The sequence below is a fragment of the Roseateles agri genome (assembly GCF_034043675.1).
Classification (GTDB): Bacteria; Pseudomonadota; Gammaproteobacteria; order Burkholderiales; family Burkholderiaceae_C; genus KK5.
This window is the reverse complement of record NZ_JAXCLA010000001.1, coordinates 775512-788284: the sequence shown is the minus strand read 5'-3', so window position 1 is coordinate 788284 and position 12773 is coordinate 775512. Positions and strand designations below refer to the sequence as shown.

General features: G+C 69.5%; 13 protein-coding genes and 1 riboswitch. Of the genes, 7 read left to right on the top strand and 6 right to left on the bottom strand.

Annotated elements, in window-relative coordinates:
• Positions 1-44 precede the first annotated feature (44 nt).
• The 5 genes from SNE35_RS03480 to SNE35_RS03460 are packed head-to-tail and all read left to right on the top strand — an operon-like array spanning position 45 to position 5267.
• Positions 45-1154: an HlyD family secretion protein gene (locus SNE35_RS03480; RefSeq protein ID WP_320421442.1), complete on the top strand. Its 1110-nt coding sequence runs from the start codon at positions 45-47 to the stop codon at positions 1152-1154.
• Complete coding sequence (locus tag SNE35_RS03475; protein WP_320421441.1) at positions 1151-2677, top strand: DHA2 family efflux MFS transporter permease subunit; 1527 nt, start codon at positions 1151-1153, stop codon at positions 2675-2677. Before SNE35_RS03480 ends, SNE35_RS03475 begins: the two co-directional genes overlap by 4 nt.
• Positions 2678-2697: 20 nt before the next feature.
• Complete coding sequence (locus tag SNE35_RS03470) at positions 2698-4155, top strand: efflux transporter outer membrane subunit (protein ID WP_320421440.1); 1458 nt, start codon at positions 2698-2700, stop codon at positions 4153-4155.
• Between the two features lie 46 nt (positions 4156-4201).
• Positions 4202-4915 carry an SDR family oxidoreductase gene (locus SNE35_RS03465; protein ID WP_320421439.1) on the top strand — a complete coding sequence of 238 codons (714 nt, stop codon included), beginning with the start codon at positions 4202-4204 and terminating at the stop codon, positions 4913-4915.
• A 31-nt stretch (positions 4916-4946) separates the two neighbouring features.
• Entirely contained in the window at positions 4947-5267 is a 321-nt protein-coding gene (locus SNE35_RS03460) for a DUF4148 domain-containing protein (protein WP_320421438.1), read from the top strand.
• A 3-nt stretch (positions 5268-5270) separates the two neighbouring features.
• On the opposite strand, the gene sugE is transcribed toward SNE35_RS03460, so the two are convergent.
• From sugE to ahcY, 5 genes are read right to left on the bottom strand one after another with little or no spacing between them, the layout of a single operon-like run.
• Positions 5271-5585 carry a quaternary ammonium compound efflux SMR transporter SugE gene (sugE, locus tag SNE35_RS03455; protein ID WP_320421436.1) on the bottom strand — a complete coding sequence of 105 codons (315 nt, stop codon included), beginning with the start codon at positions 5583-5585 and terminating at the stop codon, positions 5271-5273.
• 2 nt (positions 5586-5587) lie between these two features.
• Positions 5588-6394 carry a hypothetical protein gene (locus SNE35_RS03450; protein ID WP_320421435.1) on the bottom strand — a complete coding sequence of 269 codons (807 nt, stop codon included), beginning with the start codon at positions 6392-6394 and terminating at the stop codon, positions 5588-5590.
• Positions 6391-7221: a methylenetetrahydrofolate reductase [NAD(P)H] gene (gene metF, locus SNE35_RS03445; RefSeq protein ID WP_320421434.1), complete on the bottom strand. Its 831-nt coding sequence runs from the start codon at positions 7219-7221 to the stop codon at positions 6391-6393. The genes SNE35_RS03450 and metF overlap by 4 nt, the downstream gene beginning before the upstream one ends.
• Entirely contained in the window at positions 7218-7934 is a 717-nt protein-coding gene (locus tag SNE35_RS03440; protein ID WP_320421432.1) for a TlyA family RNA methyltransferase, read from the bottom strand. The genes metF and SNE35_RS03440 overlap by 4 nt, the downstream gene beginning before the upstream one ends.
• Positions 7935-7941: 7 nt before the next feature.
• Complete coding sequence (ahcY, locus tag SNE35_RS03435; protein WP_320421431.1) at positions 7942-9372, bottom strand: adenosylhomocysteinase; 1431 nt, start codon at positions 9370-9372, stop codon at positions 7942-7944.
• 75 nt (positions 9373-9447) lie between these two features.
• Positions 9448-9524, bottom strand: a riboswitch (S-adenosyl-L-homocysteine riboswitch).
• A 29-nt stretch (positions 9525-9553) separates the two neighbouring features.
• On the opposite strand from ahcY, the gene SNE35_RS03430 reads away from it, so the two are divergent.
• Positions 9554-10351 carry an HAD-IIB family hydrolase gene (locus SNE35_RS03430; RefSeq protein WP_320421430.1) on the top strand — a complete coding sequence of 266 codons (798 nt, stop codon included), beginning with the start codon at positions 9554-9556 and terminating at the stop codon, positions 10349-10351.
• Here SNE35_RS03430 and SNE35_RS03425 read toward each other — a convergent pair.
• Positions 10331-11434: a DNA glycosylase AlkZ-like family protein gene (locus tag SNE35_RS03425; RefSeq protein WP_431312702.1), complete on the bottom strand. Its 1104-nt coding sequence runs from the start codon at positions 11432-11434 to the stop codon at positions 10331-10333. The genes SNE35_RS03430 and SNE35_RS03425 overlap by 21 nt on opposite strands.
• A gap of 141 nt (positions 11435-11575) precedes the next feature.
• Here SNE35_RS03425 and SNE35_RS03420 point away from each other — a divergent pair, with 141 nt between their 5' ends.
• Positions 11576-12763: an HD-GYP domain-containing protein gene (locus tag SNE35_RS03420; RefSeq protein ID WP_320421428.1), complete on the top strand. Its 1188-nt coding sequence runs from the start codon at positions 11576-11578 to the stop codon at positions 12761-12763.
• Positions 12764-12773 lie beyond the last annotated feature (10 nt).

Here is a 12773-nt window from a genome sequence, read left to right as displayed (position 1 = left end):
TTACTTGCCTACAGTCCGGCTCCACCCCGAACACGGAGTCACCGATGAGCTCGCCGACCACCCCTCAAACGCCATCCGCCCCGCGCCGCTCGCTGGGCCGCAGCGCGCTGCAATGGACGCTGCCGCTGCTCGTCGTGGCCGGTGCCGCCGTCTACGCGACCCACTGGTGGACCACCGGCCGCTTCCACGAGGAGACCGACGACGCCTACGTCGGCGCCGACGTCACCGTGATCGGCGCCAAGATCTCCGGCTACATCGCCGAGTTGCCGGTGGCCGACAACCAGTTCGTCCACGCCGGCGACCTGCTGGCCCGCATCGACGTGCGCGACTACGACGCGCTGTCGCAGCGCGCCGCCGGCGCGGTGGAGGCGCAGCAGGCATCGCTCGCCAACCTGAAGGCCAACGCCGCGCTGCAGCAGTCGCTGATCGCCCGGGCCCGTGCCGGCATCGACGCGGCTTCGGCGGAAGAAGGCCGCGCCCGCGACGACTTCCGCCGCCATGAGGACCTGGTCAGCCGCGCCTCGGTCTCCGTCGAGAGCGCGCAGCGCGCCGAGGCCACCTACAAGTCCGCGCAGGCCGGCTCGATGCGCGCGCGCGCCGAGTTGCAGGCCGCCCAGCGCCAGCTCGACGTGATCGCCACGCAGCAGCAGCAGGTGCAGGCCGCGCTGGCACAGGCGCGGGCCGAGCAGCGCGTGGCGCAGCTGAACGTCGGCTATACCGAGCTGCGCGCCCCGCGCGACGGCTATGTGGGCAACCGCAAGGCGCGCGTGGGCAGCTATGTGGGCGCGGGCACGGCGCTGCTGTCCATCGTGCCGGCGCAGGGCCTGTGGATCGATGCCAACTTCAAGGAAGACCAGCTCGCCCGCATGCAGGTCGGCCTGCCCGTCAGCGTGCGCGCGGACGCCTGGCCCGGCCAGGTGCTGCATGGCCGCCTGGGCAGCCTGGCGCCGGCCACCGGCGCGCAGTTCAGCGTGCTGCCGGCCGAGAACGCGACGGGCAACTTCACGAAGATCGTCCAGCGCGTGCCGGTGCGCATCGAGCTGGACGCGGCCGACAGCGCGTTGGGCCGCCTGCGGCCGGGCCTATCGGTGATCGTCGACGTGGACACGGCCACCACGGCGAACGCCACAACGAAAACCGCGAGCGCGCAATGAGCCGCCCGCCCTTCTGGTCCGACGAGGTGATCCCGGTCGACCGGCTGTCGACCCGGGACAAGGTGCTCGCCTTCGCGACCATGTGCGTGGGCATGTTCATCGCGCTGCTGGACATCCAGATCGTCTCGGCCTCGCTGCGCGACATCGGCGGCGGGCTCTCGGCCGGCGCCGATGACACCACCTGGGTGCAGACCGCCTACCTGATCGCCGAGATCATCGTGATCCCGCTGTCGGGCTGGCTGGCCAGCGTGATGTCCACGCGCTGGCTGTTCGCCGCCTCGGCGCTGGGCTTCACGCTCAGCAGCCTGCTGTGTGCGCTGGCCTGGAACATCCAGAGCATGATCGCCTTCCGCGCGATCCAGGGCTTCCTCGGTGGCTCGATGATCCCGATGGTCTTCACGACCGCGTTCATGTACTTCAGCGGCAAGCAGCGCGTGGTGGCCGCCTCGACGATCGGCGCCATCGCCTCGCTCGCGCCCACGCTGGGCCCCGTGGTCGGCGGCTGGATCACCGACACCCTGTCCTGGCCCTGGCTGTTCTACATCAACCTGCTGCCGGGCCTGGTCGTCACCGTCGTCGTGCCGCTGATGGTGCGGGTGGACAAGCCCAATCTCGCGTTGCTGAAGGGCGCCGACTACCTCGCGATGGTGCTGCTGGCGGTGTTCCTCGGCTGCCTCGAATACACCTTGGAGGAAGGACCGCGCTGGAACTGGTTCGGTGACAGCACCATCGTCATCACCGCCTGGACCGCGGGCCTCACCGGCATCGCCTTCATCTGGCGCAGCCTGATCGGCGAGCGCCCGATTGTCGACCTGCGCGCGCTGAAGGACCGCAACTTCGCGCTGGGCTGCCTGTTCTCCTTCGTCACCGGCATCGGCATCTTCGCCACGATTTACCTGACGCCGCTGTTCCTCGGCCGCGTGCGCGGTTTCAGCGCGCTGGACATCGGCCTGGCCGTGTTCTCCACCGGCGTGTTCCAGGTCATGTCGATCCCGCTGTACGCCTTCCTCGCCTCGCGCTTCGACCTGCGCTGGATCCTGATGGCGGGCCTGGCGCTATTCGCGCTGTCGATGTGGGACTTCGCGCCGATCACGCACGACTGGGGCTCGCACCAGCTGCTGCTGCCGCAGGCGTTGCGCGGCATGGGGCAGCAGCTCAGTGTGCCGCCGGTCGTCACCCTGGCGCTGGGCGGCCTGCCGCCGGCGCGGCTGAAGCTGGCCTCGGGCCTGTTCAACCTGATGCGCAACCTGGGCGGCGCCATCGGCATCGCCGCCTGCGCCACGATCCTGAACGACCGCACGAACCTGCACTTCCTGCGCCTGGCGGAGCACATGAACCCGCCCGATGAAAGCTCCGCGCTCGGCCTGCGCCAGATCTGGCAACTGACCTACCGCGAGGCGCTCACGATGACCTTCTCCGACGCCTTCCTGATCGTGATGGTCTGCTTCCTCGCCTCGCTTCTGGTCGTGCCGCTGCTGCGCAAGATCACCCCGCCGCCGATGCCTTCGGCTGATGCCCACTGAGGCCCACTGAGGACTTCCCGATGAAGACCTACCGAAACACCTGGACCGCGCTGGCCGTCGCCACATTGCTGGCCGCCTGCGCCCACGCCCCCGAAGCACCGCCGCAGGTGCAGCCGCCCGCCGCGCATTTTTCGAGCGAAGCGCTGCTGACCCATCAGGCCGCCGACATGCCGGCCCCCGCGCTGGACGACTGGTGGCAAGGCTTCCAGGACCCGGTGCTGAGCCGCCTGGTCGAGCGCGCGCTGGCGCAGAACCTGGATCTGGCCGCGGCGCTGGCCCGCGTCGAGCAGGCGCGCGCCGCGGCGCAGGGCGCCGGTGCGCAGCGGTTGCCGCAGGTCGGCGTGCAGGGCACGCTGCTGACGCAACGCCAGTCGCTGAAGAGCCCGGAAGGCGCGCTGGCCAGCGCCTTCCCCGGTTATGAGCGCGAGCAGACCCTGCAGTCGCTGGGCCTCGGCGCGAGCTGGGAGGCCGACCTGGCCGGCGGCCTGCGCCAGGGCGAGAGCGCCGCCGTGGCCGAGTGGCAGGCGGCCGAGGCGGCGCGGATGGGTGCCCGCATCAGCGTCGTCGCCGAGCTGGCCGATGCCTACTTCCTGCTGCGCGGCGCGCAGGCCCGCATCGCCGTGGCCGAGGCGCAGATCGTCACGCAGCAGCGGCTGCAGGCGCTGGTGCAGGACCGCTTCGATCACGGCCTCGCCACCCAGGGCGAGCTGGCCGAGGCGCGCGCGCTGCTGCTGCAATCGCGCGGCCTGCTGCCGCCGCTGCGCACCGAGCTTGCGCAGCAACTGCACCGCATCGACGTGCTGGCCGGCGATGAAGCGGGCAGCGGCGCCGCCTCGCTGCTGGCCGTGCCGCCGGCCGCGGACGTCCCCATGAACATCCGCATCCCGGCGCTGCCCGCCGACCTCACGCCCGCCCAGATGCTGGGCCGCCGGCCCGACGTCATCGCCGCGCAGCGCCAGCTCGATGCGAGCCAGGCGCGCATCGGCGTCGCCACGGCCGAGTACTACCCGCGGCTGTCGCTGGGCGGCCTGCTGGGCGGCGAGAGCCTGCATGGCGCGCTGTTCTCGTCGGCCGCCTTCCAGCCGCAGGCCTTCCTGGGCCTGCACTGGCGGCTGTTCGATTTCGGGCGCATCGATGCCGAGGTCGCGCAGGCGCATGGTGCCCGTGCCGAGGCGCTGGCCCGGCTGCGCCAGCAGATGCTGCGTGCGGGCGAGGACGTCGAGGACTCGCTGGTCACCTTGGCGCAACTGGAGGCGCAGCGCGCGCTGCTGGTCGACGAGGTCGATGCGCACCGTGCCGCGCGTGATGCTGCCGCCGACGCCTACCGCGGCGGCGCCGTGGGCCTCTTCGAAGTGCTGCAGGAAGACCGCCTGCTGCTGACCGCACGCGACCAGCTCGCCCGCCTGCAGGCGCAGCGCGCGCGGGCGGCGGTCGCGGCGTTCCGTGCACTCGGCGGCGGCTGGACGCCCGCGGCCTGAATCCCTTTCCTTTCCCCTCAACCCACGAAGCAAGGAAGTACCCATCATGAAGATCCAAGGTTCCGTCGTTCTCGTCACCGGCGCCAACCGCGGCCTCGGCCAGGAGTTCGCCAAGCAGGCGCTGGCCCTGGGCGCCGCCAAGGTCTACGCCACTGCGCGCGATCCCTCGTCCGTCACGCTGCCCGGCGTCGTGCCGCTGAAGCTCGACGTTACGGACGCGGCCGAGGTCGCCGCCGTGGCAGCGCAATGCCCCGACGTCACGCTGCTGATCAACAACGCCGGCATCGGCCGCATCGGCGGCATCACCGGTGGTGCCGAGGGCAACGAGGTCTCGGTGCTGCGCGAGCAGCTGGAGACGAACGTGTTCGGCATCCTGCACATGAGCCGCGCCTTCGCGCCCGTGCTGGGCCGCAATGGCGGCGGCGCGATCTTGAACCTGCTGTCGCTGCTGAGCTGGGCCAACACGCCGCTGATCGGCGCCTACGGCGTCAGCAAGGCGGCGGCCTGGGGGCTCACCAACAGCCTGCGCCACGAGCTGAGCGCGCAAGGCACGCAGGTCGTCGGCTTCCACGGCGGCTTCATCGACACCGACATGATCCGCGCCTTCGACGTGCCCAAGGCCCGCCCCGAGGACGTGGTGCGCCAGTCCTTCGCCGCCATCGAGGCCGGCGCGCTGGAAGTGCTGGTCGACGACTCGACCCGCGAGGTCCACGCCGCGCTCTCGCAAGGCGTCTACCTCAAGGACATCCTCGGCCGCTGATGCGGCCAGCAAGAAAAGAAAGGAACATGCCATGAACCGCAAGCTCTCTCTCCTGATCGCCGCCGCCGCCCTGGCTGCTTCCGCCGCGCACGCGCAGGACACCCGCCCCGCCGTCGAGCCCACCCGCGCCGAGGTGCTGGCCGACCTGGTCGTCTACCGCGAATCCGGCCTGCAGCAGCTCGACAACAGCGATCTCGTCTCGAACTTCACGCCCGAATACCGCGCCGCGCAGAAGCGCTACCAGGACCTGCGCCGCTCGCCGCGCTACGCGGAACTGGTGCGCTCCTTCGAGACGCACGACGGCCACGCGGCCGAGGGCACGCGCACGGCGGGAGTGACGACCAAGCCTTGAGCGTCAGGACGCCAGCTTCAGCCCCACGATGCCGGCGACGATCAGCCCCAGGCTGATGAGGCGGCCGATGCTGGCCGCCTCGTTGAACAGCACCATGCCGAGGATCGCGGTGCCCACGGCGCCGACGCCGACCCATATCGCGTAGGCGGTGCCCACGGGCAGCGACTTCATCGCCAGGCCCAGCAGGCCGACGCTGGCGGCCATTGCGGTGGCGGTGCCGATCGAGGGCCAGAGGCGGGTGAAGCCCTCGGTGTACTTCAGGCCGATGGCCCAGCCCACTTCGAGCAGACCGGCGATGACGAGCAGGATCCAAGCCACTTTTAGAACTCCTTGAGGTGGTCGAGCAGCCGCTGCAGCGCGGCGGCGAAGGCGTCGATCTCGAAATGCTGGGGATCGTCGTGCGCATCGTCCAGGCCTTCGTCGAGATCGGCGTGGAAGGCCGGCACCAGCCAGTGGCCGGCGCGGGCGCTGGCCGCGGCGTAGAGCAGGGCAAGTTTCTCGTACTGCGCGGGGGTGAAGCCGGGCAGCGGGGCGATCAGGTCGTTCTTGGGCGAGCCTTGCGGATCGCGCCGACGCGGCTGCATCAGTTCGATGTGGACGAAGAGGCCCTTGGCCGGCTGGCCGATGACCTTGGTCTCGAACTTCGTCGCTCGCCAGGGCTCGGCGAAGTCGTGGCCCAGTACCGTCTCGCCGAGGCGGTTGACGAACACGTGCGCCACCGCGTTCGGCCCGGCGTAGTGGGCGATGCGGTTCAGCTCGGGCGCGTCATTGGGCGGAAAGTCCGGTGCATCGCCGAGCCAGGGCGTGCTGGTGTCGTGGATGACGAAGTAGCGCACGCGCTCGAGCCGCTGGCCGAGATCGCCGCCGATCTCCGAAACCGGCTTGCCAGCGGCATAGCGGATGAAGTCGACGGAGGGCGCGGTGGTGCCGACCAGCGACGCCAGCAGCGGCGGCAAGGTGGCCGGCTTCGCATCGACCACGCCACCGCGCGACACGTAGCGCAGCAGGCAGCGCGCCTGTGTCTCCGGCGTGCCGGCGAAGCTGAGCGTGGTGGTGTCGAAGCCGCAGGGCAGGGCGCTGGCGAACAGCGGGATCGCGGCCAGGGCCGCGACGACTGCGCACTTCATCCCAGCTGGAGCCGCTTGCACAGTTCCAGCGTCAGCGCCGACTGGTTCAGCGTGTAGAAGTGGATCGCGGGCACGCCGCCGGCGATCAGCCGTTCGCAGACACCGGTCATCACGTCCAGGCCGAAGGCGCGGATGGAGGCGGCGTCGTCCATGAAGCCTTCCATCTTCAACGCCACCCAGCGCGGGATCTCGATGCCGTCGCGCGCCGCGAACTGCGCGATGCGGGCGTAGTTGTGGAAGGGCATGATGCCCGGGATGATCGGCTGCTCGACGCCCAGCTTGCGCGCCTGCTCGACGAAGTGGAAGAACGCGTCCGGGTTGAAGAAGAACTGCGTGATCGCCGAGCTGGCGCCGGCCTTCATCTTGTCGGCGAAGTGCTGCAGGTCGCGCGCGGCGTAGCGCTGCTGCGGGTGGTACTCGGGATAGGCGGCGACCTCGATCGACCAGTCCGGCCCTTGCGTCTCGCGGATGAAGCTCACCAGCTCGGAGGCATAGCGGAACTCGCCGGCGAAGGCGGTGCCGCTGGGTAGGTCGCCGCGCAGCGCGACGACGCGGCGGATGTTCTGCGCGCGGTAGGTGGCGAGGATCTCGGCGATGCTCTCGCGGGTGGAGCCCACGCAGCTCAGGTGCGGCGCGGCTTCATGGCCGGCGGCGGCGATGTTCATCACGGTGGCGAGCGTCTTCTCGCGCGTGGAGCCGCCGGCGCCGTAGGTCACGCTGAAGTACTCGGGCTTCAGCACGCTCAGCTCCTGCACGACGGTCTTCAGCTTCTCGCTGCCGACGGGCGTGTTGGGCGGGAAGAATTCGAAACTGACGGGGGTCTTCATGAATGGGCCCAGAGAAAGAATTCGGTGTTGCCATCACCGCCAGTGATGGGGCTTTCGAACCAGTCGCGCAGCGTGAGCGGCAGCGGCGCGATGGCCTCGCGGGCGCGCACTTCCAGCTCGGCGTATTGCCTGGGGTCCTTGACGAGGCCGCCCTTGTTGAGCGCCTTCTTGCCCAGCTCGAACTGCGGCTTGATGAGCAGCAGCAGCTGGCCGCCCGGCGCGAGCCAGGCAGCGATGCGAGGCAGTTCGCCCAGCATGGAGATGAAGGACAGGTCGCCGACGATCAGCTCGAACGTGCGTCCTGGTTGGTATTCGCGGACGTGGGTGTTCTCCAGCGCAGTGACGCGGGCGTCCTCGCGCAGCGCCGCATGCAGCTGGCTGTGGCCGACGTCGATGCCGGTCACGTGCCCCGCGCCGGCCTTCAGCAGCACGTCGGTGAAGCCGCCGGTGCTCTGGCCGATGTCCAGCGCCTGCAGGCCCTGCACGGCGATGCCGCAGTGCTTCAGCGCGCCTTCGAGCTTGAGCCCGCCGCGCGAGACGTAGCGCAGCTCGGCGTCGTCGGTGACGACGAGCTGCTGATGCTCGGCCAGGTCTTCCCCGGCCTTCTTCAGCACCCGGCCCGCGCACTGCACGGCGCCGTGCTCGATCAGCCGCTGCGCGGCCGAACGCGTTGGCGCCAGGCCTTGTGCGACGAGCAACTGATCGGCACGCATCGCTTGCTTAGTAGCGGTAGGTGTCGGGCTTGTACGGGCCCGACTTGCTCACGCCGATGTAGGCGGCCTGCTCGTCGGTCAGCTCGCTCAGCTGCGCGTTCAGCGTGACGAGCTGCAGGCGTGCGACCTTTTCGTCGAGGTGCTTGGGCAGCACGTAGACCTGGCCGACTTCGTAGTTGGCCTTGTGCGCGAACAGCTCGATCTGGGCGATCGTCTGGTTGGCGAACGAGGACGACATCACGTAGCTCGGGTGGCCCGTGCCGCAGCCCAGGTTCACCAGGCGGCCCTTGGCCAGCAGGATGATGCGCTTGCCGTCCGGGAAGATCACATGGTCGACCTGCGGCTTGATCTCTTCCCACTCGTACTTCTCGATCGAGGCGATGTCGATCTCGTTGTCGAAGTGGCCGATATTGCAGACGATGGCGTTGTGCTTCATCGCTGCCATGTGCTCGTGGCGGATCACGCCCTTGTTGCCGGTGGTCGTCACGAAGATGTCGGCCTTGTCGGCGGCGTATTCCATCGTCACGACGCGGAAGCCTTCCATCGCCGCCTGCAGCGCGCAGATCGGATCGATTTCGGTGACCCACACCTGGGCCGACAGCGCGCGCATCGCCTGCGCCGAGCCCTTGCCCACGTCGCCGTAGCCGGCAATCACGGCGATCTTGCCGGCGATCATCACGTCGGTGGCGCGCTTGATGCCGTCCACCAGCGATTCGCGGCAGCCGTACAGGTTGTCGAACTTGCTCTTGGTGACCGAGTCGTTGACGTTGATCGCGCGGAACAGCAGGGTGCCCTTGTCGCTCATCTCCTTCAGGCGGTGCACGCCGGTGGTCGTCTCCTCGGTCACGCCGATGATCTCGGCGCTCTTGCGGGTGTACCAGCTCGAGTCGACGGCCAGTTTGGCCTTGATCGCGGCGAACAGCACGCGCTCTTCCTCGCTGCCCGGGTTGGCCAGCACGGAGAGGTCCTTCTCGGCCCGCTGGCCCAGGTGCATCAGCAGCGTCGCGTCGCCGCCGTCGTCCAGGATCATGTTGGGGCCTTCACCCGCTTCGCCCTTGCCGGCGAATTCGAAGATGCGGTGCGTGTAGTCCCAGTAGTCGGCCAGCGTCTCGCCTTTGTAGGCGAACACGGGCGTGCCGGCAGCCACCAGCGCGGCGGCGGCATGATCCTGCGTGGAGAAGATGTTGCACGAGGCCCAGCGCACTTCGGCGCCCAGCGCCTGCAGCGTCTCGACCAGCACGCCGGTCTGGATCGTCATGTGCAGCGAGCCGGTGATGCGCGCGCCCTTCAGCGGCTGCGTGGCGGCGTACTCGCGGCGGATGGCCATCAGGGCCGGCATCTCGCTCTCGGCGATGCTCAGTTCCTTGCGGCCCCAGGGCGCCAGGCTCAGGTCTTTGATCAGGTATTGGTCGGCGGACAGCGTCGTGGTCGTGCTCATTGCTTGCTCCAGAAGAATGGGGCCGCAATGCCTGACGGGTCTCTCGAGCGGAATCGATCACCCACGTCCAGACAGTGCGGGTGAGCGCGGTTGCAGTATTGATTCCGAGCCTGGCCTCAAAGGGTGCTGAGGTTGCAACGCTCCTCGGAAGCCGCGAATTCTAATCGCAAGCTTCAGCGGCATGGACAATGCCCGCGTGCAAGCCTTCGAACTCTGCCCGCCCGTGCAATTGCGCACGCTGTGCGGCGTGCTGACCGATATCGACGACACGCTGACGGCCGACGGCCGCATCGAGCCCGTGGCCTTGGTGGCGCTGCAGCGGCTGCATGACGCGGGCATGCCCGTCATCGCGATCACCGGTCGGCCGGCGGGCTGGAGTCGGCCGTTCGCTCTTGCGTGGCCCGTGGCGGCCATCGTGGCCGAAAACGGTGCAGTGATGCTGCGGTCGGTCGATGACCGGCTGCGCGCGTACTACGTGCAGAAGCCTTCGGTCCGCACGGCCAATGCCCTGCGTCTTCGGGCATGCGTGGATGCAGTCCTGTCAGCGGTACCCGGCGCGATGCGGTCGGTCGACAGCGTCGGACGCGAGACTGACATTGCCATCGACCACAGCGAGTTCGCCCATCTCGACGCCGCGCAGATCGACGCCGTCTGCGCGGTGATGCGCGAGCACGGCCTGCGTGCGACGGTCAGCTCCATCCACATCAACGGCTGGATCGGAGAGCACAGCAAATGGACCGGCGCGCGCTGGGCCGTCGAGACGGCGCTGCATGTGCCGTTCAATCCGCAGGAGTGGCTCTACGTCGGCGACTCGACGAACGACGAGACGATGTTCGAGCGCATGCCGCTGTCGGTCGGCGTGGCCAATATCGCCCGCTTCGCGCCGCGGATGCGCCATCTGCCTACCTACGTCACGCGGAGCGAGCGCGGCGCGGGTTTCGCGGAAGTGGCAGCGGCGCTACTCGCAGCCCAGGAATAGCCGCATCCGCTCCAGCTCCTCGGCCAGCGCGAGCTTGAAGGCCGCGCCCTTGGGCCGGGCGCCGATGAAGCCCAGCTCGTGCTTCAGCCGGCCCTTGTCCAGCCTCAGATTGGCCCAGCCGAGCATCTCCTCGCCCCACAGCAGCGGCAGCGCGTAGTGGCCCATGCGGCGCTTTTCCGCCGGCACATAGGCCTCGAACTTGTACTCCCAGCCCCACAGGGTCTCGAAGCGGCGGCGGTCCCAGACGACGGGGTCGAACGGTGCCAGCAGGCGCAGCCGCTCGTCGGGGGCGTGACGCTTGGAGCGCGGGTTCTCATCGGCGGGCCAGTACCAGGTCTGGCCATCGACGATTGCGTGCGCGTAGCGCGTCCTTGCCGCCTTGCTGAAGGCGTGCCGTGCCTCGGCACGCAGGTGCGGCACGCCGTAGCCGAGCAGGCTCGTCAGGTAGCCGAGGCTGGCCGAGGGCAGCGGCGCGTAGAGCGCGACCACGCGGTCCAGCAGCAAGGTGGCGCGCTCCAGCCGGGCGGCGTCGCTCTGGTCCTGCTCGGGATGGCTGATCGCCTCGTAGATCCGCGTGCCCTGGTCGCGCCGCTTGACGCGCAGATGGCCGCGGTAGTGCAGCCCGTCCAGCAGCTGCGTGCTGACGTTCAGCTCGCCACCCCAATAGCCCGGCATGCGGCCGTGGTGGGCGAATTCATCCAGCAGCGATTTGGGATGCGTGGGGCCGCGCTCGCGCACGGCGGCCAGCAGGGCCTGCGCGCGTTCGTGCGTGGCGGCGTCCCAGGTCTTGCGCGGCGTGCGTGGGTGCAGCAGCGGCAGCCAGTCGCGCGGCACGAAGCCGTAGTTGACGAAGCAGTCCTCCTCGATTTTCAGCCTGGCGTAGCGCTGTTCCAGCTCGCCGGCGCGGTAGTTCGTGACGCGGTGGCGCAGGATCAGGTCCTGCGCGCGGGCCGGCGCGCGCATCGGGTCGGCCTGGACGAAGCCCAGCTTCGCGATGGCGCGCGGCAGCGTCGTCGGCTTGAACAGGCTGCGGGCGATCGCGTAGCGGCGCAGCTCGTCGAGGGTGGGGGAGGCGGCTTTCATCGTCGGCATTTTGATCCGCCGAAAGGTATCGCGTGATTTTGTTCGCGCAGCCCGGGACCGGCTCTTGCTCTGCGATGACTCGACTGGGGTTGAATGAGAACGAGGCCGACTCGAGAGCGGTCCATGGGAGGAAAACAATCAATGGACTTGAGCTCCGCGACGACGGGCCCGCCGCCCACAGCCATGCCGACCCTGATCCCGCTGCAGCGCGTGGCAGCGCGGTTGCGCGTCGGTGCGGCCCTGCCCTTCAACGTGCGCGATGCACGCGGCGGCCTGCTGCTGCCGCGCGGTCAGACGGTGGCCGACGAGGCGATGCGCGAGCGGCTGCTGGCGCAGGGCGTGGGCATCGATGCCGACGAGCTGCGCGAGGTCCAGACCCGCATCGACAGCCAGCGTGCCGCCGTCGAGAGCGGCTTCTTCGAGCGCTGGCTGCGCCTGCAGGGGCGGCTGCGCACCTTGCTGGGCGAACCCGCTGCGCCGGATTTCCTGAAGCGGCTGCGCGACTGTGCGGCCGTCATCGCGAGCCTTGCCGAGACGAGCCCGGACCGGCTGATCTTCTCCGTCATGCGGCACGAGCACAGCCGCCACTACGAGAACTACGGCAGCGCGCATGCATTGCACGTTGCCGGCCTCTGCGCACTGCTGGCCCGCCGTGCCGGCTGGTCGGCCGATCGTCTGCACAACCTGCTGGGCGCGGCGCTGTCGATGAACCTGTCCATCGTCGAGCTGCAGGGCCAGATGGCCGTGCGTGGCGGCATTCCCAGCGCGGCGCAGCGCCGTTCGATCGAGCGCCATCCGGAGGACAGCGTCGCCCTGCTGCGCCAGGCCGGCCTGGGCTTTGCCATCGACGACGAGGAATGGCTCACCGCGGTGGCGCAGCATCACGAGGACGAATCCGGCGGCGGCTATCCGCACCGCCTGCAGAACCCCAGCGAGATGGCGCAGATGCTGCGCTTCGTCGACATCTTTCTCGCCAAGCATGCCGGCCGCGCGGACCGCAACCCGGTGCCGCCGCAGCAGGCTGCGCGCGATCTCTACATGGCCAGCGCCGGCCACCCGGTGGCGGCGATGCTGATCAAGGAGATGGGCATCTTCCCGCCGGGCAGCTTCGTGCGCCTGGCCTGCGGCGAGATGGCTGTGGTCGTGCGCCGCGGTGCGCATGCCAGCATGCCGCTGGTCTGCGCGATCGCCACGGCCCAGGGCGAGCCATTGGCTGCGCCACGCCGGCGCGACACCGCGCAGCCGGAGTTTGCGATCACCGGCTCGCTGGCGGACAAGGCGGTGAAGGTGCCGGTCGAGGCCGAGCGGCTGTACGCCGCTGCGGCCTGAGCTTGCCTGC